17 protein-coding genes are annotated in these 19420 nt (G+C 64.8%); 10 read left to right on the top strand and 7 right to left on the bottom strand.

Features of this window, described 5'->3' with window-relative positions; genetic code table 11:
* Positions 1-897: 897 nt before the first annotated feature.
* The 3 genes from QM841_RS38740 to QM841_RS38750 are packed head-to-tail and all read right to left on the bottom strand — an operon-like array spanning position 898 to position 4939.
* Positions 898-2298 carry an amidohydrolase family protein gene (locus tag QM841_RS38740; RefSeq protein ID WP_283336105.1) on the bottom strand — a complete coding sequence of 467 codons (1401 nt, stop codon included), beginning with the start codon at positions 2296-2298 and terminating at the stop codon, positions 898-900.
* Between the two features lie 35 nt (positions 2299-2333).
* Positions 2334-3380 (bottom strand): ABC transporter permease, encoded by a 1047-nt coding sequence (locus QM841_RS38745; protein WP_283336106.1) that lies wholly within the window; start codon positions 3378-3380, stop codon positions 2334-2336.
* Entirely contained in the window at positions 3377-4939 is a 1563-nt protein-coding gene (locus QM841_RS38750) for a sugar ABC transporter ATP-binding protein (RefSeq protein ID WP_283336107.1), read from the bottom strand. Before QM841_RS38750 ends, QM841_RS38745 begins: the two co-directional genes overlap by 4 nt.
* A gap of 270 nt (positions 4940-5209) precedes the next feature.
* On the opposite strand from QM841_RS38750, the gene QM841_RS38755 reads away from it, so the two are divergent.
* The 4 genes from QM841_RS38755 to QM841_RS38770 all read left to right on the top strand — a co-directional run bounded on the left by QM841_RS38755 (position 5210) and on the right by QM841_RS38770 (position 9507).
* Positions 5210-6418 carry a sugar ABC transporter substrate-binding protein gene (locus tag QM841_RS38755; protein WP_283336108.1) on the top strand — a complete coding sequence of 403 codons (1209 nt, stop codon included), beginning with the start codon at positions 5210-5212 and terminating at the stop codon, positions 6416-6418.
* On the top strand, positions 6415-7938 hold the full coding sequence (locus QM841_RS38760) for an amidohydrolase family protein (protein ID WP_283336109.1): 1524 nt from the start codon (positions 6415-6417) through the stop codon (positions 7936-7938). The genes QM841_RS38755 and QM841_RS38760 overlap by 4 nt, the downstream gene beginning before the upstream one ends.
* 13 nt (positions 7939-7951) lie before the next feature.
* Positions 7952-8863 (top strand): alpha/beta fold hydrolase, encoded by a 912-nt coding sequence (locus tag QM841_RS38765; RefSeq protein WP_283336111.1) that lies wholly within the window; start codon positions 7952-7954, stop codon positions 8861-8863.
* A 74-nt stretch (positions 8864-8937) separates the two neighbouring features.
* The gene (locus tag QM841_RS38770; RefSeq protein WP_283336112.1) at positions 8938-9507 is read left to right on the top strand and encodes an NADPH-dependent FMN reductase; all 570 of its coding nucleotides are present in this window, start codon (positions 8938-8940) and stop codon (positions 9505-9507) included.
* 74 nt (positions 9508-9581) lie between these two features.
* On the opposite strand, the gene QM841_RS38775 is transcribed toward QM841_RS38770, so the two are convergent.
* From QM841_RS38775 to QM841_RS38785, 3 genes are all read right to left on the bottom strand, one after another.
* Positions 9582-10256 (bottom strand): GntR family transcriptional regulator, encoded by a 675-nt coding sequence (locus QM841_RS38775; protein WP_133988264.1) that lies wholly within the window; start codon positions 10254-10256, stop codon positions 9582-9584.
* A gap of 135 nt (positions 10257-10391) precedes the next feature.
* A complete protein-coding gene (locus QM841_RS38780) occupies positions 10392-10793 on the bottom strand; it encodes a cupin domain-containing protein (protein WP_133988263.1) in 402 nt (133 codons plus the stop codon).
* A 50-nt stretch (positions 10794-10843) separates the two neighbouring features.
* The gene (locus QM841_RS38785; protein ID WP_133988262.1) at positions 10844-11689 is read right to left on the bottom strand and encodes a fumarylacetoacetate hydrolase family protein; all 846 of its coding nucleotides are present in this window, start codon (positions 11687-11689) and stop codon (positions 10844-10846) included.
* A 176-nt stretch (positions 11690-11865) separates the two neighbouring features.
* Here QM841_RS38785 and QM841_RS38790 point away from each other — a divergent pair, with 176 nt between their 5' ends.
* The 6 genes from QM841_RS38790 to QM841_RS38815 all read left to right on the top strand — a co-directional run bounded on the left by QM841_RS38790 (position 11866) and on the right by QM841_RS38815 (position 18017).
* Positions 11866-12330: a cupin domain-containing protein gene (locus QM841_RS38790; protein ID WP_133988261.1), complete on the top strand. Its 465-nt coding sequence runs from the start codon at positions 11866-11868 to the stop codon at positions 12328-12330.
* Positions 12331-12394: 64 nt separating this feature from the next.
* A complete protein-coding gene (locus QM841_RS38795) occupies positions 12395-13318 on the top strand; it encodes a VOC family protein (protein WP_283336113.1) in 924 nt (307 codons plus the stop codon).
* A gap of 19 nt (positions 13319-13337) precedes the next feature.
* Entirely contained in the window at positions 13338-14381 is a 1044-nt protein-coding gene (locus tag QM841_RS38800) for a ketopantoate reductase family protein (RefSeq protein WP_283336114.1), read from the top strand.
* Positions 14382-14393: 12 nt separating this feature from the next.
* Entirely contained in the window at positions 14394-14690 is a 297-nt protein-coding gene (locus QM841_RS38805) for a Dabb family protein (protein ID WP_283336115.1), read from the top strand.
* Positions 14691-14866: 176 nt separating this feature from the next.
* Entirely contained in the window at positions 14867-17233 is a 2367-nt protein-coding gene (locus QM841_RS38810) for an ATP-binding protein (protein WP_283336116.1), read from the top strand.
* A gap of 145 nt (positions 17234-17378) precedes the next feature.
* Entirely contained in the window at positions 17379-18017 is a 639-nt protein-coding gene (locus tag QM841_RS38815) for a TetR/AcrR family transcriptional regulator (RefSeq protein ID WP_283336117.1), read from the top strand.
* On the opposite strand, the gene QM841_RS38820 is transcribed toward QM841_RS38815, so the two are convergent.
* Positions 17986-19410: an MFS transporter gene (locus QM841_RS38820; RefSeq protein ID WP_283336119.1), complete on the bottom strand. Its 1425-nt coding sequence runs from the start codon at positions 19408-19410 to the stop codon at positions 17986-17988. The genes QM841_RS38815 and QM841_RS38820 overlap by 32 nt on opposite strands.
* Positions 19411-19420 lie beyond the last annotated feature (10 nt).

Here is a 19420-nt window from a genome sequence, read left to right on the forward strand (position 1 = left end):
GCAGTGGGCGCGGGACATGCTGATGCCTGGGCGTTCGATAATTGTCGATACCGTTATCTGCGCACACCACTGTCTCGCTGTCCTTCGACCTGCGCATCCATCTCGAAGGAGCGCACCCAAGCATCGTGCGGCCCGATTGGCTTGATGCACTATGGATGCCACAACGCACTCGTAGGGTGTTAGTAATTGCTGAACAGACTCTACGGAGCGTCGAGGTCGAAGTCGCAGATCAGCACGCTTTCTGCGTTGCAACGAGTTCGAGGTGTAACACCCTGCAGCGCAGAAGTGGTCAGGTCGCGCCGGTGGTAACAGCACGGATCAGTCGGCCGGTTTGTACGGCCCGATTCGGTGTGCGTCATCTGTGGTCGGTGGGTTGTAGACCGTGTCTGAAGCAGGGCGGTGGTCGTTAGTGGTGTGAGGGTTGGTAGACCTCGGCGAGTTCATCGATGAACGGGGGTGCGAAAAGGCAGTTTTCGAGTATGCGCCAGAGCATCTCGATGAAGCGGTCGGTAGACATCCCGAATCTGACGAAGATTTCTTCGTCGGGTGCTCCGCCGTAGGGTGCCCACGCGTGTGCGAACTCGATGACTGTGTCGGTGTCGCTGTGTCCGGTTTGCCAGTCGTGGGTTTGTCGGCGCAGTCGTTGGCGGCGTTGTCGCAGGTGCCGGTACCGGGCGACGTCGTCACCGACTGTGTGCAGTGGTTTGGTTGCGCCGGTTGGGAATGTTCGGCGGTGGTGGGGAGGGATCGGGTGTGCGGGGTGCTCGGGCATGCGTGACCACTCACTTGTCGGGGGTTCCGGGCTGTGGAATGTGATGGTTGCGTTCCGGGGCGCCTGGCTTCTCCGGCGGGTCGCTCCCCTCGACCTGCCTACAGGCTGTGCTGCTGGGTTTGGTGTCACCAGCCCTGTTCGGTCGGCAGTTGTGGCGGTGGGCTGGGGATGAGGGAGCCGTCGGTCTGTCTTGCCTGTTCGGCGATTCGGTCGGCCAGGTCGGTCAGCCGGGAGCGCTGGGTGCCCCAGCCGGGGTCGCGGAGTGTGCCGTCGTGTTTGACGATGTCTCCTGCGACCATGACGGTGTCGATGTCGGCGGCAGAAGATTGGGTGACGACGGCGGCTGCGGGATTGGAACGCAGGTAGCCGGCCATGTCCGGTGATGTGGCGCGGAAGAGCACGAGATCGGCCTGTTTGCCGACGGTGATACTCCCGATGCGGGAGTCGATGCCGAGTGCCTTGGCGCCGTTGATGGTGCCCCACTCGAGCGCCTCGTGCGCGGTGACTGAAACCGCTTCGGGGTTGTGTCCTGCGGCGAGTTGCGCATGCGCGTCGGCGAGGCGCACGATCTGCATTCCCATCCGGACTTGGGCGATTACGCCGCCGCCGCAGCATCCGACGGAATCGACGCCCACGGTGGGTGCCAGGCCGAATTCCCGCTGTTTCCGCAGAGACGGCTCGCCCTGTGCCATGGCCATCTCGGCTTCGACGCAGGCGCAGATGGCGGCGCCGCCGTCGGCGACCTGACGGTATTCGTCGTCGGTGCTGGCTTCACCGTGCACGAAGACGACGTCGGACGCGATGAGCCCTGCCTTCGCCAGGCGCGCGATCTCGCCGACACTGTTCTGGACCGCGTTGATGTGCAGGGTGAGGGTAGCGCCGAACGAGCGGGCAAGTGCGAACTGCTCGGCGACAACGTCTTCGGATGCCATGAACAGCTCGACGGGGGCGACGCCGAGTTGGACCCGCGCGGTGGCGGAGGTGAAGAACTGGTTCCGGAGTTTGTCGAGGACCGGAATGTAGTCGGCGGTGCGGCTGAAGACGCGCGGTGCGAGTGGGGCCTGCCCCATGCCGAGGGCGTAGACGCCGCGCACTCCGGCGTCGACCATGGCCTGTGCGCCGGCGAAGGCGTGCTCGGTGGTGTTGACGTTGTGTTCGTAGCCCAGCACCGTGGTCACGCCGTTGTTGAGGCATTCGAGGGCGCCGGCGTAGGTGGCGGTGTAGGTGTCGTCGGCGGTGACCATGGGGGCGATGTGCAGGCGGATCCCGTGCATGTACTGCAGCGTTGTCCAGTCGGCGAAGACACCTTTGATCGCGGACTGCCACAGGTGCCGGTGGGTGTCGACGAATCCGGGGGTGAGAATGGCGCCAGTCGCGTCGATCTCCTGGGCGTCGACCGCTCCGAGGCCGGGACCGACGTGGACGATCGTGTCGTTCTCGACCAGGACATCGGCGTTCTCGAGGGTGCCGATTGCCGGGTCCATCGAGATCACGGTGGCGTCGCGGAAGACTGTGCGCGCGTTCATGTTCGTACCTTCTTCTCGGAATTTGTCGGTGGTGCTTACTGGCCGATGGCTGCTGCGCCGGTGCGTCGGCGGCGGAAGACCGCGGACAGTCCGACTGCGATGATGACTGCCATGCCGTTGAAGACGTCCGTGATCCACGGTTCGACGCCCATGAGGGACAGTCCGCTGATGGCGGTGCCGACGAAGAAGAGTCCGATCACGGTCCCGATCAGGTTGTAGGTGCCCGGTTTGATGGTGGTTGCGCCCAAGAAGACCGCCGCCAGCGCGGGCAGCATGAAGCCGATGCCGCCGACCTGTGGGTTGCCGTTGCCTTGGCTGGCGATCTGGAGGACGCCGGCGATTCCGGCGAGCAGGCCCGCGGCGACGAAGCTCAGCAGGACCGTCCGCCGGACCGGGAGTCCGATCAGTGCGGCTGCCTTTTCGCTCGAGCCGACCGAAGCGAGGTTGCGCCCGGGGACGGATTGTTCGAGGACGAACCACACGACGGCGGCGATGATCAGCATGAGCACGAAGAGCACGGGGATGCCGATGAACAGTTGGTTGCTCAGCCCGGTCAGCGAGGGGGAGAGGCCGGCGCTGATGGGGATGCCTTTGGTGTAGGCCTGGACGATGCCGCCGATCACGGTGGACACGCCGAGGGTGGTGATGATCGAGTTGATGCCCAGGTAGGCGACCAGCAGGCCGTTGATCACTCCGATGGTGCTGCCGACCAGGACGGCCGCGGCGATGGCCACGATCACGGGGAGGTCGAAGTCGGCCATGATGGCGGCGGCGACGATCGAGCACAGTCCGGTGTTGGCGCCGACGGAGATGTCGAACCGGCCGGTCACCAGGGGGAAGAGCAGAGCCATGGCGACGACGGCGAGGACCGACTGTGAGGTGGCGATGGTCCGCCAGTTGCCGCTGGAGGCGAATGTCTGCGGTAGCAGGATCGTGAAGACGATGACGACGAGGATGAACAGCAGTGGCAGCCCGAACGTTTCGAGTGTGCTCGACAGCGCGGAGCGGGCAGTGGTCGGTGTCGTCGTCGGCCGCGGTTCGGTGGGGGAGGGGTGTTCGAGGGTCGGCTCGACGGTGGTCATGCTGACTGCTCCTTGGTGGTGAAAACGAGTTCGGTGAGGGTGTGTCGGTCGAGGTCGTGTCCGGAGACCTCGGCGGTGATGCGTCCGTTGTCGAGGACCAGGACGCGATCGGACATATCGGCGAGTTCCTCGAAATCGGAGCTGACGAGGATGGCCGCGGCGCCGGCGGTGACCGCGCGGCGGATCAGGGCGTAGGCGTCGGTGCGGGCGCCGACGTCGACGCCCTGGGTGGGTTCGTCGAGAAGCAGTAGGCGCGGGGATCGGCTCATCCAGCGGGCCAGGATCACCTTCTGTTGATTGCCGCCGGACAGGGACGACATCAACGCGCTGTCGTTGCGGGTGCGGATGGCGTAATCGGTGATCGACCGTCGAGCCAAGGTGCGTTCGCGTCGTCGGCTGAGTCGGTTGAGGGTGCTGACCGCGGAGAGGCTGGCCGCCGAGATATTCTGCGCCACGGTCTGATCGGGGAACGCTGCTTCCAGGTCGCGGTGCTCGGGCACGTACGCGATCCCGAGGTCCATCGCGCGGCGCGGGGAGGGGATGGCAACGGTGTCGCCGTCGACGGTGACGGTCCCGGCTGACGCGGGATTGCTGCCGAACAGAACTTGCAATAGTTCCGAGCGGCCGGACCCGAGAAGGCCGGCGATCCCGAGGATCTCGCCGCCGTGGACATCGAGGTCGACGCCGCGCACACCGGGGGCGCACACATTTCGGAGGGAGGCGACGACCGGGCCGAGAGCGCTGCGGGTCTTGGACTTGGGGAAGACCTCGTCGAGGGGGCGACCGACGATGTGGGAGATCAGTGTCTTTTCGGTGAGACCGTCGGTGGTCGTGGTGGTGATGTGCTGACCATCGCGTAGCACGGTCAGGTCGGTGCACAGGGTCAGGATTTCGTCGAGACGGTGGCTGATGTAGACGACGGCGACGCCGGCGGCCGCGACCCTGCGGACCGCGTCGAGCAGCACGGCGACTTCCTCCTCGGGCAGTGCGGCCGTCGGCTCGTCGAGCACGATGGCGGACACCGGTGCCCGCCCGGTGACGTGATCCTGCAGTGCCCGGGCTATCGCGATCATCGTCTGATCGGCCAGACGCAGATCGCCGACCGTCGCGGTGGTCGCGATGTCGATGTCGAAGTAGTCGAGCAGCGTCCGCGCACGCGAGTGCAGCGCGGCTCGGTCGACTCGGCCGTAGCGGAGCGGCAGTGGTTCACCTGCGGCGAGGTTCTCGGCGACATCGAGGGTGGCGAACACCGCGGGATTCTGGTGGACGAAACGCAGGCCCGCGTGACGCGACCAGGACGGGGTCACCTCCGATGCGGCGACGGTGGTGGTGCCGACGGTGATGGTGCCACCGTTCGGATCGGCGGGTTGGACACCGGCGAGGCACTTGACCAGGGTCGATTTGCCGCTGCCGTTACCGCCCACCAGTCCGTGGACTGCGCCGGCGCGGATGTCGAACGTCGCCTGGTCGAGGGCTCGTCCGCCGGGGAAGGTCTTCGACACATTCTCGACGGAGACGGCGACTCGCCTGTTCTCCGTGGCGGCAGGGGGTGCAGTCATGGTGCCGTACTCCAGGTAGGTAGAGGAACTTTCGAAGCGGAGCAGTCTGTGTTCTGGGCCGCGCCTGGCGATAGCAGTGACGCGCCTCACCAACGAGTTTAAACAGAATCGAAGGTAAGTCAAGATTTCGAAAGTACTTGTTGTTATCAAAATGACGTGCTAGAAAGTGAGTCCGGCCACAGTGCGGTCGGACTCAATCCAGCACAGGGTGCGAAGCTCCCTGTCTTGCCCGCGCGCGGATCTGCCGCAGCGCTGTCGATGGAGACCCCCATGAAGTACTTCTCACGAGCCGGGACGGCGCCGCGTACGGGCCGGTCCCGCCGGCTCCTCGCCGCGGGGCGCGCCCTCGCCGCGGGTGCCGCGGCGCTCGCTCTCGTATCCGGCTGCACCACCGTCGGTTCGGATACACCGGACACTTCGACAGTCAACGCCGACCTCACCCCCGAGCAGGCCAAGGCTCTGCAGGCGGGATACGACGGCACCGCGATGCAGGAACCGACCCGCACCGGGCCGGTGGCCCAGCCCGGAAAGAACGTCTGGGTGATCTCCTGCGGGCAGTCCTACCAGGCCTGTTCCATCCTGGCCTCCAGCTTCACCGATGCCGCGAAACAGCTCGGCTGGAACACCAACCTGGTCGACAGCAAGGCTGACCCGTCGGTGGCCACCTCCCTGATCAAGCAGGCGGTCGCGGCACGCGTGGATGGGATCGCGTTGTTCTCGCTCGACTGTCCCGGCATTAACTCCGGGTTGAAAGAGGCGCGGGCCGCGGGGATCCCCGTGGTGCAATACACCTCCATCGACTGTGACGATCCCGCCTTCGGCGGTGGTGAGGAGTTGTTCACCGCGAGCCTGAACGTCATGGGTTCGACCAAAGTCGCCGATTACTACCGGGCCTGGGGCGGTGCACGCGCCGAGTATCTCGCGGCGCTGCTCGGTGGCCAGGGCAAGGTGCTCGAGATCCACGAGACCTCGCAGCGCCCGCACGCCTACTCGCACGAGGGCTTCATCGACCAGATGAAGATCTCCTGCCCCGCCTGCGAGATCGTCGACGTTCCGTTCACCTTTTCGCAGGTGCCGAAGGAAGCGACCGCGGTCTGGAACTCGGCGCTGCTGCAGAACAAGGACGCGGCCGCGGTCTCCTTCAGCATCGATTCGCTGATGGGCCTGGGCCTGCAGAGCGCACTGCAACAGTCCGGTTTCCGCGGCATCACGGCCGGTGGTGAAGGTCTGAACCTCGACTTGGTGCGAGAAGGGCGGCAGACTTCAGAGACCCCCGTACCGTACGAGCTCGCCTCGTGGGGGTTGGCGAACACCCTGAACCGCGTTTTTGCCGGCGAGGATCCCAAGTCACTGCCCAGCGAGGGCGGCGGCTGGGTCTTCCTCGACAAGGACCACAACCTTCCGGCCGAAGGAAACTGGGAACCGAGTTTCGACTTCAAGAACATCTACACCTCGATGTGGACGGGACAGTCTGAATGATCACCGAGCGACCGGCGCCGCGGGCGTACTACGACATCACCGACTCCGAGGCCGCGCATCTGCGCACGCGCATCCTCGCCGGCGAACGCAGCGATACCGGAGCCGGTCGCCCCGTCCTGTTGCGCGGCGCCACCGTGATCACCATGGACCCGGAGATCGGTGACCTGCACCCCGGCGACGTGCTGATCAAGGGCGAGCAGATCGCCGGGATCGGCCCCGACCTGCTCGACGTCGCCGGTCCCGACGCCGTCATCGTGGACATGGCCGGGATGATCGTGATGCCCGGATTGATCGACAATCACCGGCACTGCTGGCAGAACGCGTTCCGTCGGCTGATCGCCGACGCCGATCTCGACACCTACGTCGCCACCACGCACGGCGGTATGGCCATGCACTACCGGCCCGAGGACATGCACATCAGTGTTCTGGCCACCACCCTCGGCGCGATCGACCAGGGCGTGACCACCGTGGTCGACTTCTCACACAATTCGCGTAGCGGCGCGCACTCGGATGCGGTGTTCGACGCCTACCGTGAGTCGGGCATCCGCGCGGTGCACGCCTCGGCCGCCCCCAACGCCGGCGCGTGGGAGGAGCAGTGGCCGGCCGACCTCACCAGGATCCGTGAGCGGCACTGCGGCGCAGCGGATTCACGCCACAGTATCCGTATGGGCCTGGACATCAGCCGGGTCCGTCCGGTGCGGGAGTTGCTGTCGATCGCCCGGAGCGAGGGCCTGGGCATCACCTTCGACGGAGTGCTGGGAGCCGGTGCCGCGCCCGAGATCGGCGAACTCGCCCGCGAGGGCCTGCTAGGCCCGGATGTCACCCTGATTCATTGCACCGACCTTCCGGACGAGGTGTGGAGGATGCTCGCCGCCAGCGGCACCCACGTCACGCTGGCGACGACCTCGGACGAGCAGATCGGCATCGCGACCGGGTTGCCTCCGATCCAGACCGCCCTCGACCACGGTATCCGCCCCAGCCTGAGCGTCGACGTCGAAATCTCCCTCGCTGGAGACATGTTCACCCAGATGCGCTCGACCCTGATGACCCAGCGGATGGGGACCGCGATGCGCCGCTACCGCGGGGACACCGACTGCCCGGAGATGCTCACCAACCGGGATGTCCTCGAGTTCGCCACCGTCCAAGGGGCCCGCGACAACGGCCTCGGCGCGGTGACCGGCTCACTGACACCGGGACGTGCCGCGGACATCGTCGCGCTGCGGGCCGAGGACATCACCAACATGCCCCTCAACAATGCGATCGGGACGATCGTGCAGGGTGTCGACGCCAGTCACGTCGACACCGTGTTCATCGCCGGGCGGCTGCGCAAATGGCGGCGGGATCTCGTCGGCGCGGACATCGACGCGATCCGGCGGCGCCTGACCACCTCACGCGACCACCTCGCGGACCGCACCGGATGGACCGTCGACCCGCTCCGTCCCGCGGGCAACACCCGGCCGGCGTTCGATCACCTGGCCTCGTTCGTCGACCACCAACAACATGACCTGCTCGAGAGCTGACAGGAAGCATGCAATGACCGACTTCTTTCCCGGATTCGACTCCGTGACTTCCACGGTGGACGGCGTCGAGCTGTTCGCCCGGGTCGGCGGCCCCGCAGACGGCGCCGCTGTCGTGCTGCTGCACGGATTCCCGCAATCACACCTGTGCTGGCACATGGTGGCCCCGACCCTAGCTACCCGATTTCGGGTCGTCTGCCTCGACCTCAAGGGGTATGGGCGGTCGCAGGCAGCTCCCGGCGACCCCGAGCATGTGGGGTACTCCAAACGCACGATGGCCGCTGAGGTCGTTGCGTTCATGGCAGCGCTCGGGCACGACCGATTTTCGGTGGTCGGCCACGACCGCGGCGCCCTCGTCGGATACCGGCTGGCCCTCGACACCCCGGAGGCGGTGGACGCGCTCGTCATCTGCGACAACTATCCGACCCCGGTGATCTGGGAGAACATGGCGGTGGACCCGAACTTCACCCCGCACTGGCGGGTGTTCGCCGCCGAGGGGACCGACGCTGAGGACGCGATGGCTCCCGACCTGCTCGAAAAATTGGTCGCCGCCCACACCGCCTCCGGAACGGTCGACGAACTGGGCGACGACGTGATGAACGAGTATCGGAGCGACTGGCGTGATCCTGCACGGATCCACGCCTACTGCGAGGACTACCGCGCCGGCGCCGGAATCGACCCGCAACTCGACCGCGCAGACCTCGCTGCGGGCAGGGCCGTGACGTGCCCGGCGCTGGTGATCTGGGGCGAGGCGTTCCTCGGTAAGGCACCGGAATCCACTGTCGATGTCTGGCGCCGCACCTTCGCTCCGCACATCGTCGGTGTCGAGGTACCCGGCGGCCATTTCAACCCCGAGGAAAGTCCCGCGGAGACCACCGCCGCGCTCATGGATTTCCTCTCCGACCACGCCGGCACCCCGGCCAGCTAGCTGGCCCCGGCCTTCACCCCGACTCCGCCTGGGCACCTGCCTCCGCGGAACGACCATATCCAGGAAGAGATCCCGTGTCCTTGCCCGTTCTTCAGATCATCGTTGCCAGCACCCGGCCGGGCCGCGTCGGACTTCCGGTCGCGCAGTGGTTCGCTCGCCATGCCACCGACCACGGCGGCTTCGAGGTCGAGATCGTCGACCTCGCCGAGATCGACCTGCCCATGTTCAACGAGCCGGCGCATCCCAGGCTCGGGCAATACGCGCATGCCCACACCAAACGATGGAGCGAAGTGATAGCCCGCGGTGACGCGTTCGTTTTCGTCACCCCGGAGTACAACTACGGATTCAACGCCGCCCTGAAGAACGCCATCGATTACCTCTACAGCGAATGGCAGTACAAGGCAGCGGGTTTCGTCAGTTACGGTGGGATCGCCGGCGGAACCCGGGCGGTTCAGATGCTCAAACAAGTCCTCACCACGCTGAGCATGGTGCCGGTGTTCTCTTCGGTGAACATCGCCTTCGTCGGCAAGCTCATCACCGATGAGGGCGGGTTCGAACCGACCGAGGCTCTCATTGCGTCTGCCGACGCCATGCTCGGAGAATTGGCGAGCTGGACCCCGGCGGTCGCGGCTATGCGGACCTGACCGACAACGAACATACGAGAGGGCCCGTCCGCACCGGACGGGCCCTCTCGTATGTTCGTTGTCGGAGGAAGCGGTCAGTCGGCGATCGAGCTGTCCGTCGACAGAAGGAATTCCGTGGTCAAGGAGATATGGCGGTGCAGCAATGCCGCTGCCAACTCCGTGTCCCGGGCGAGGACTGCCTCGACGATGTCGCGATGCTCCTTCGCGATGTCGCGATCGGAAGAATGCCCGAGCGGCACCGACCAGCGCCGGTACAACTCGGCGGCGGCACGCAAATCGTACGCGGTCCGGCGAAGCCGCGGATTCTCACAGCCGGCGAGCAGGGTCTCGTGAAACGAGGCATGCAACTGTGCCCACCGCTCGTTGAAACGTGCAGGATCGTCGGGATCCATCTGAGGACACCGCTCGAGCTGATGGTGGATGGCGAGAACCGACGATTCCCACGTCACGTCGCCGTCGCGGATCGCCCGCCGGAGTGTGAGGATCTCGATCTCACACCGCGCGTCGGTCAGCCACAGCAGGTCGCTGCGCGAGAGCGGCGTCACGGTGAACCCGATCTGCGGGACGCTCTGTACCAGGCCCTCGCCCACCAAGCGGGTCAGTGCCTCTCGTATCACGCCGACGCTGGTGCCATACCTCTCGCACATCTCTGCGAACGGAAGTTTCTGGCCGGGTTCGAGGCGGCCCGAGAGAACGTCCGCGCGCAGAGCGTCGTAGGCGACCTGCTGCCGCGTACGTTTCTCGCTCATCGCGACACCCTATCACAATCGAACATTACTAGCATTTTCGAATAAGAATGCCCGATGGCCACTTCGGTGTGGTGGCCATCGGGCAGTGTCCTGGGCTGGCTCGCGGTGGATGTCAGCCGATGCGAGCCCGCCGGATCACTCGGTGAGCGCGACCGGGGTGAGGTCGACGTCGATGTGCTGCGATCCCTGGCCGGGGTAGCCGAGCGCGTATACGAAGGCGCGGAAGTCGCCGGATGGGTCCGCGATTACCTGATGCGGGGTGTTTGGCGGGGTGTAGATCAGGTCGCCGACCGTGATGACGCGGGCTTCGTCGGCGATTTGCATCACGCCCTTACCTTGGATGACGAACCAGTACTCGTGAGTCGGGTGCTGGTGCGCCTTGAGTTCCTCGCCGGCCTGCACCTGGAAAACCCCGGCCAGGGCCATGTACGTGCCGGTAGTCTCCGACTCCTGCGCTTCTTTCGGGATCATGTATTTGGTGGTCGCGGTCCCGCGGTGTTCGGGAACAGACTCCATATCGATGGACCAAATGTGCATGGCCAAACTCCTTGTGCTCGTAGTGATGTGGGCGATCTGCGCCGTGTGGATCAGGCGGATGTCATCGTTTGTGTGAGTGTGCCGATGCCGTCTACCCAGCTCACCAAGGTGTCGCCGGGCTGGAGGAACACCTTCGGGTCCCGGCCGATGCCCACGCCGGCCGGGGTTCCGGTGAAGATCAGGTCGCCGGGAAGCAGGGTCACGATCGCCGAGAGCTTCGCGATCAGGCTCGGCACCGAGAAGAGCAAATCGCGGGTGCGACCGAGCTGCATCTGCTCACCGTTGATCGTGCACCCGAGCTCGAGGTCGGCGGGGTCGTCGACCTCGTCGAGCGTGATTACCCACGGCCCGGTCGGGCTGAAGCCGGGAAAGGACTTGCCAAGGCTGAACTGGGGCACCGGGCCGACGAACTGTGCCTTGCGCTCGGACAGGTCCTGTCCCACCGTCAGCCCTGCGACATGGGACCACGCCTCCGCTTCAGGGACGTTGTGGGCGGTGCGGCCGACCACGGCGACCAGCTCCACCTCCCAGTCGGTGTTGCCATCGGCAGGCAGGGTCACGGTGGTGTTCGGCCCCGTCACAGACGAGACGAACTTGGTGAACACCGTGGGCGCTTCCGGGACGGTGAAACCGGACTCGTCGGCGTGGTCGCGGTAGTTGAGACCGATCGCGAAGATCTGGCGCGGCGTCGGCACCGGGGCCTGCAGGTCGGTGGGGGCGAACTCGATCGACTCGGACAGCTCCGTGGTCGCTGCCCATGTCGTGAACTCGTCCCACCGCTCGTAGATCGACTGTGGGTCGGCATCGAAGACGCCTCCACTGGCCTTGTTGACGTCGACGGCGGTGCTCGGTCCGGTCACCAGTGACAGGCGTCCGCCGATGCTGGCGATCTTCATGAATTTCTCCTGGATGTCGAGGAACGGAGGCCGGGGTCCCGGTCGCCGTCTGGGCGGGATGGCGCACTCGAACCGTCGAACGTAATGCTTGCCATGTTTCGAAAATAGCAATAGGCTTCGAACATAGTCAATGGCAGTGAACTGTCACGACGAGACGAGACTTCGAGGAGTTCGACGTGAGCGACATCGTTCGAGGAACCACCGTGCTGGCCGGCCCGCTGGAAACCACCTTCGAGATCACCGGCGACATGGTCGGCGGTGCGTACTGCGTGGTCCGGCAGACCGTGAAAGCAGGCAGCCTGTTCTGGCCACACATCCACGTCAACGAAGACCAGGTCATCGTGGTTCTCAGCGGAGAACTGGGCGTGCGCGTCGGAGACGAGGAATGGACCGCCTCCGCCGGTGAGACGGTCTACCGTCCCAAAGGATTACCCCACGCGGTGTGGAACTCCGGTGCGGTGGACGTCGAAATGCTCGAGATCACCAGCCCAGGGAACTTCGACCAATACCTCGCCGGCATGGCCGAAGTCACCGCCTCCGGAGACGCCCAGGCACGCGCAGCGCTGCTCGAGCGCTTCCAGGTGAGCCCGGTCGAGGGATGGTCCGCCGAACTGTGCGCCAAGCACGGAGTGTCCGAGTAACACTCCACCACCAGCAATCCGACGCCACCACCGCACGGTACGTCGGCATCGACGAGGAGAACTGATGTCACTGCATCGACTTGCATCCGTGATCATTGGCGTGCCCAACGTGAATGAAACACGGAGCTACTACGAGGAATTCGGCCTCACCCCCGACTCGGACGGATGGTTCCGCACCACCGACGGGGGTCGGCAGCTCCAGGTGACCGGCGCACCGACCCGCCGGCTGATCGAGCTCGGAGTCGATGTCGACGACGAGGAGGACCTCGATCGTGTGGCCCACAACCTGCACCGGCTCGACATCGAGTTCGAACGGACTGCCCACGCATTGACCTCGGTCGACCTCACGACAGGGGTGACGGCAACGCTGCAGGTGGCGCCACGCCGAACCCAGCCCACCGTGCCCGCCACCGCATACAACGGTCCCGGCCGGATCGATCGCACCGGCCGGGCCCCAGGCATTTTGCGAACCGACCGAGTCCATCCACGCAAGCTCGGCCACGCCGTCGTCGGCACAACCAATCTGGCCGCCTCGACCCGATTCTTCGTCGACGGACTCGGATTCCGCGCGAGTGACTTCATCAAGGGCAAAGGCGCGTTCCTGCGTTGTTCGAACGATCACCACAATCTGCTGGTCCTCGAATCGCCGGTGACGTATCTGCACCACACTTCCTGGCAGGTCGACGACATCGACGACATCGGTCGCGGCGCCCAGCGCATGCTCGAAGACCACCCCGAACGGCACGTCTGGGGACTCGGCCGCCACCACGCCGGCAGCAACTTCTTCTGGTACCTCAAAGACCCGGCCGGAAACTTCAGCGAGTACTTCTCCGACATGGACTGCATTGTCGACGACCAGCTATGGACACCCGAAATTCTTGAGGGAGCCAAGGGCCTATTCAACTGGGGACCACCGCCGCCACCGTCGTTCATCAACCCGGACGACCTCGCCGGACTGATGGCCGGCACCCACTCGATGACCCAGTGACCAGAAAAGGCAGATAGCAATGGGCGACACCAAAATCGCCGTACTCGGCAGCGGAGCCAACGGCGCCTCCATCGGCGCCGACCTCACCCGAGCCGGACTCGACGTCACCCTGATCGAGCAATGGCCCGAACACGTCGAGGCGATGCGCACCCGAGGCGTCGAAGTGCGGATGCCCCACTGCACCGAACGCACCCCGGTCCGAGCGTTCAACCTCTGCGACGTCGCCACCTTCCGCGACAAATTCGACGTCGTCCTGATCCTGATGAAGGCCTACGACACCCGCTGGGCCAGTGAACTCGTCAAACCCGTCCTCGCCGACGACGGAATAGTCGTCGGCATCCAGAACGGCATGACCATCGACCCGATGGCCGACGTCCTCGGCGCCCACCGCACCCTCGGTAGCGTCATCGAAATAGCCTCCAACATGTTCGAGCCCGGCATCGTCAACCGGGACACCCCCCGCGAACAGTCCTGGTTCGCGGTCGGGGGCATCGAAGAACGCGCCCACGCACGCGCCACCGACATCGCCGCAATCTTGGCCCACGCCGGGCGCGTCGAAGTATCCGACGACATCCGCTCCTCCAAATGGATGAAGCTGGTCGCCAACAGCACCGAACTGGTCACCTCCGCAGTCCTGAACATGACCGTCATGGAAGCTATTCAGGTCCCGGGCATGCACGACCTCATGATCGAAGCCGGAAACGAAGCAGTGCGAACAGCCCTGCAACTCGGGCACACGTTGCGGCCGATCATCGGGATGACCGAAGCCGACCTCACCGAACCCGACCGGTTCGCCGCAGCATTGCTCGATGTGGTGCACGACGTGTACTCGATCCCGGGCCAGAAGACCACCGTCCTCCAGGACTGGCTCAAGGGCCGCCGCAGCGAGGTCCACGAGATCAACGGTCACGTCGTACGTGAACAACTCCGACTCGGTGGCACAGCACCCGTCAACAGCGCCGTGGTCGACATCGCCGAAGCCGTCGAGCACGGCACCCTCACCGCAGGACCGGACGTCGCACCGATGCTCATCGAACGCGCCGGCCTCTCGATCGTGAAATAGAAAGGACCGCAGATGCCGATCTGCCACATCGTCACGCTGAGCTTCACCGCCGACCTCCCCGAAGAGGTGATGCCGCAACTCGAACAACGCCTCACCGAGTTCGTCGATGGCCGCGCCGGGATAGTGTCGTACACCTGCGGCATCGATCTCGGGCTGCACGAGTCGAACGCGGACTTCGCCATATCCGCCACCTTCGACTCGACGACCGCGCTCGAGGCCTATACGAGCCATCCGCAGCATCAAGCGATCATCACCGAGTTCGCGCGCCCGTACCTCGTCACTCGCTCCGCGGCACAGTTCGAACTCTGACCTGACTGACACGACCGACGAAGACAACCGGATGGTGCATTCGGACCTATAGCGCCGAATGTCCAGGCAGCAAGATAAACCAGCCTGGACGCTGTCCGGTCTCAGCGTGTAATTGCGCTGGCAACGAAGCCGACACAGGAAGGTGGTGATGATCGGCTGAGTGCGGCAGTCCCGGGGTGCCGAAATTCGACGGGGGATTGTTTGAGAGTGAGCATGTGATGCCCCCCGCCGTTCGTTGCAAGACTGGAAATTTGCCCTTCGAACTCACGAGTTTCGTGGGACGCCGCCGCGAAATTGCCGATGCCAAACAACAGTTGGCGAAGTCGCGGTTGGTGACCCTGACTGGGATCGGTGGGGTCGGTAAGACACGGACGGCTCTGCGAGTTGCTGCGGCTGCGCGGCGGGCGTTCGACGGACTCTGGTTGATCGAACTGGGCGAGCTGCAGAATTCAGCAATGATCGCAGACGCGGCGGCGGCGGACCTGGGACTGTATGAGCAATCACCGACCGCCGCCCTCCCGCTTCTCATAAAGCATCTCGCGGATCAGCGGTTTCTGCTGGTTCTCGATAACTGTGAACACCTAGTCGATGCGGCCGCAGAGTTCGCGGAGACTCTTCTGCGAAATTGCGCCGAACTTCGAATCCTTGCAACGAGTCGTGAACCACTCGGGATCGGCGGTGAGGTCGTATTGCGGATTCCACCGCTGGCAGTTCCCGGAACCGGCCACGCTCCGTCCCTTCAAGGGCTCCCCGGATACGACGCCATAACGCTGTTCGCGGAGCGAGCAGTCGCCGAAGTGCCCGAATTCGGCTTCACCGAGCAGAACCGGGTTGCAATTACGCAGATCTGTCAGCGGTTGGACGGCCTTCCATTGCCGATCGAACTGGCGGCGGCACGAATGCGTGTGATGTCTGCTGAACAGATCCTCCAGCGACTCTCCGACGGCTACCAGATGCTGACAGCAGGAACCCGTAGGGCTCCCACACGACAGCAGACGCTGCGGTTGTGCATCGACTGGAGTTACGCCCTGTGCTCGGTAGCAGAACGTGACATGTGGGGCCGACTCTCGGTATTCGCCGGTAGTTTCGAACTGGATGCGGCAGAAAGTATTTGCGCCAGCGAAACGGCTCCAGAGACCACGTTGGACGTCGTTGCTTCGCTGATCGACAAGTCGATACTGATTCGGGAGGAACCCGGTCACAGTGTGCGGTATCGGCTGCTCGACACACTTCGGGACTACGGGCGGGAGAAGCTGCAGAAGGCCGCCGACCACGAGCCCCTTCAGCGCAAACATCGAGATTGGTACCGGCAGCTGGTGCTGCGTGCGGAGGCCGAATGGATTGGCCCTCAGCAAGGGGAGTGGATTGCACGGCTGACTCGGGAACTGCCCAACCTACGCGACGCGATCAGCTTCTGTCTCGCTGTCCGGGGTGAGGAAACTGCGGCACTCGAGATCAGTGCCGCCTTGTACCCATTCTGGTTCTGCCGTGGACTCCTCACCGAGGGGCAACGATGGCTGGACCAATCGCTGAACCTGCACGATGGAAAGCCCACGGTAGATCTGGCGAAAGCCCTCTGCGCGGACAGTGTCCTCGCTGACAGGCAAGGGAACCTGCCGAAAGCCGCCTCCCTGCTCGACTCACTCCGCGGTATTGCCGAGGGCACCGGTGATACCGACATCTACGGGTTTGTCGCGTACACCGCCGGGCAGTTGGCTCTTCACCAGAGTGATCACCGTCAAGCAGTCGCGGCCTTCGAGAACGCTCTCGCGGCATTCCACGCGGATCACAATGGTCTCCTCTTCAGAATTGGTGCGTTGCAAGGACTCGGGCTCGCACGTTGCCTGCTCGGAGACTTCACCCGCGCCGTTGCCTGCCACGCAGAAATACTTGCTGTGACCGAACCACGCCAAGAGCAGGTCTACCGGATCTACGCCCTGTGGGCTCTCGGTTTGGCCCGGTGGCGGTCGGGGGAAACGGCTCGAGCGGCGGATCTCCTCAAACAGAGCCTGCGAAGTCTTCGTGTCGTCGATGACCCACTTGCGTCCGCTTGGTGCCTAGAAGGGTTGGCCTGGATCGCCGCCGGCGAACGTCGGACGCAGCGCGCGGCAGTATTGATGGGGGCTGCCCACTCACGATGGAATGCGGTCGGTAGCCCCACCGTCCACCTTCCAGGAATGGTCGTTTTTCACCAGCAGTGCGAACGACAGAGCCGCTCCGCCCTCGGCGACCGAGCCTTCGCAGCATCCTTCCGCCGCGGAGCACGTGCACTATGCGCGGACGCCGTCACCTATGCCATCGACGAACACGTGCATGCGCCCACTGATTCACCTCGCAACCGGATCAGCCTGACGAAACGAGAACGCGAGGTTGCCGGTCTCATCGCTCAGGGTCTCACCAACAAGGCGATCGCTGGCGAGCTTGTGATCGCACAACGCACAGCGCAGGGGCATGTCGAACACGTTCTTGCCAAGCTAGGCTTCACCTCCCGCGCCCAGATTGCTGCTTGGGTAGTCGAGCAGGGGAAGAGTCAGCGCCCCTAACCGTGTTGCACGCAGAGCGTACGGACCCGCATGCCGGGCTTTCTTCTGCCGCTATCCGCCATTGACCCTGTACTGTACTGTCCAGTACAGTACCCGCGAAGCGGGGGACGAGTATGAAGCTCGCATTGCAGTAGGGAGGCTTGGCGTGGCAAAACCGGCAGAAGGCGCGGCTACTTCGGCCGAGACGACGGGCAAGATTCTCGACGCCGCGCAGGCGCTCTTCTTGCGTGACGGATACGCGGGGGTCAACCTTGATCGGATCGCGAAGTCGGCGGGAGTGGCGCGGCAGACGTTATACAACCGATTCGGCAGCAAGGAATCGGTGTTCCGGTCGATGGTGGATCGGCACTGGTCGAAGTTGCAGACCGGGCGCGTCGACGATCTGGTGGATGGCGTACCTCGGTCGGCGGAAGCTGTGTTGAGGCGCTTCGCCCAGGCGATCCTCGCGTTCGTCGGCGAGACCGACCAGGTGGGATTCATCCGCCTGGTGGTGGCCGAGTCGCGGCGGCTGCCGTGGATTGCGGAGGAGTTCTACCGGGCAGGTAAGGAGCCTCTGCTGAAAGCGCTGGTCGGCCAACTCGATCGATTGGCCGCCGACGGCCTCATCGAATGCCGCTCGACCGAGTTGGCCGCCCACCAGTTTTTCGGTTTGCTCCAGGAAGTGACGTTGTGGCCTCAGGTTATGGGCGTCGGCGAATTCGTCACCAACCTCCCGCCCGCCGACGAGATCGTCGAGGAGTCCGTCGCCACGTTCATGGCGCGGTACGCGCCGTTCGCGGGTTGACCACTGCCGTCGGTGCGTCGCCGGGCGAGATCTCCTCGAGGGTCCGCCCGGTGGTGGCAACACCGAACCCGACGGTGACGACCGCCGCAACGGCCAGGGCTGCGGCGACGAGGGTGAATACCGCTCCGGCGCCGCTGTGTTCGAGCATGGGGATCAGGTATAGCGGCGCGGCGGCGGTCGACAGGCGTCCCAGTGAATAGAGTCGGCCTGTGGCGGTGGTCCGGATGGCGGTCGGGTATTGCTCGAGCTGATACACGTGGGTGACATTCGACATCAGGTTCGCGATCACCGTGAACGTGAAACCCCACAGCACGATCCACACCGGCGTGACGGCATTTCCGTAGGCCAGGCCGAGCGCGGCCATCGCGACCAGCGAGCCACCGAGAAGCCACTTCCGTTCGAACCTGTCCATGACGAGCATCGACAACAGTGAGCCGACCGGGTATCCGACGAAGGCAAGCGAGACATACAGCAGGGAATTGGTGACACTGATTCCCTTCCCCGTCAATACGAGCGTCGCAACGCTACTGAATCCGTGGTACCCGACGACGGCCAGAATCCAGACGATCGCCATCGTGATGGTGCGGCGCAACAGCGGCTTCCGCAGCATCGCGGACGCGCTCACCGGTCCGGTGCTCACGGGAGAGATTGCCTCGTCCTCGGCCGGGGCGGCCCAGCCCTCCGTACGTGCGGCATCCTCGAGTTCGCGGGTGACGGCTTCGGCTTCGTCTGTCCGGCCCACGGATTCGAGCCAGCGCGGCGACTCCGGTAGGTGCCGCCGCAGGACGAAGGTGATCACGGCGCCGAGCGCACCCAGGGCGAACATCCATCGCCAGCCGTCGATCCCGAGTGGGCTGGCGTCGACCACGATCATGCCGACGAACCCGACGACGGGGACCGCGGTGTACGAGAGCGTGAAGGCCCACGCCACGAAGTAGCCGCGGCGTTTCGACGGCAGGATGTCGCCGAGGAAGGAGTCGGTGACGGGCAGCTCGCCGCCGAGCCCGACGCCCGCGATGAAGCGACACAGCACCAGCATCCACAGATCGGTGGAGAAGGCGGCCAATAGCGTGAACACCGAGTACAGGCCCAGGGTGATCATGTACGCGCGCCGGCGGCCGAGACGATCGGCGATCCGGCCGATCAGGACGGCGCCGACGAAGGCGCCGACGAACGCCGAGGCCAGCACCAGCGACAGGTCGAAGCCGGTGAGCGCGAACTTGGTCTTCAAGGTGGCCGCCAGTACACCGGCGAGGAACAGTTCGTAGATCTCGAAGAAGTTGCCCAACGCAATGATGGCGATGATTTTCTTGTGCCGCCGGGTGACCGGGAGGCGATTCAGCCGGGCGGCGATGGTCAAGGGAACGCCGGGGCGGGTGGCGTGTGTATCCATGGGGCTCCTC

The sequence above is a fragment of the Rhodococcus sp. IEGM 1307 genome (assembly GCF_030056915.1).
GTDB classification, from domain to species: domain Bacteria; phylum Actinomycetota; class Actinomycetes; order Mycobacteriales; family Mycobacteriaceae; genus Rhodococcus_F; species Rhodococcus_F opacus_D.

Coding starts and splice junctions, on each gene's coding strand:
- QM841_RS38745 (WP_283336106.1), bottom strand. CDS start 3,380: ATGACCACCGTCGAGCCGACCCTCGAACACCCCTCCCCCACCGAACCG.
- QM841_RS38780 (WP_133988263.1), bottom strand. CDS start 10,793: ATGCACATTTGGTCCATCGATATGGAGTCTGTTCCCGAACACCGCGGG.
- QM841_RS38820 (WP_283336119.1), bottom strand. CDS start 19,410: ATGGATACACACGCCACCCGCCCCGGCGTTCCCTTGACCATCGCCGCC.
- QM841_RS38805 (WP_283336115.1), top strand. CDS start 14,394: ATGCCGATCTGCCACATCGTCACGCTGAGCTTCACCGCCGACCTCCCC.
- QM841_RS38785 (WP_133988262.1), bottom strand. CDS start 11,689: ATGAAGATCGCCAGCATCGGCGGACGCCTGTCACTGGTGACCGGACCG.
- QM841_RS38760 (WP_283336109.1), top strand. CDS start 6,415: ATGATCACCGAGCGACCGGCGCCGCGGGCGTACTACGACATCACCGAC.
- QM841_RS38800 (WP_283336114.1), top strand. CDS start 13,338: ATGGGCGACACCAAAATCGCCGTACTCGGCAGCGGAGCCAACGGCGCC.
- QM841_RS38775 (WP_133988264.1), bottom strand. CDS start 10,256: ATGAGCGAGAAACGTACGCGGCAGCAGGTCGCCTACGACGCTCTGCGC.
- QM841_RS38795 (WP_283336113.1), top strand. CDS start 12,395: ATGTCACTGCATCGACTTGCATCCGTGATCATTGGCGTGCCCAACGTG.
- QM841_RS38750 (WP_283336107.1), bottom strand. CDS start 4,939: ATGACTGCACCCCCTGCCGCCACGGAGAACAGGCGAGTCGCCGTCTCC.
- QM841_RS38740 (WP_283336105.1), bottom strand. CDS start 2,298: ATGAACGCGCGCACAGTCTTCCGCGACGCCACCGTGATCTCGATGGAC.
- QM841_RS38765 (WP_283336111.1), top strand. CDS start 7,952: ATGACCGACTTCTTTCCCGGATTCGACTCCGTGACTTCCACGGTGGAC.
- QM841_RS38755 (WP_283336108.1), top strand. CDS start 5,210: ATGAAGTACTTCTCACGAGCCGGGACGGCGCCGCGTACGGGCCGGTCC.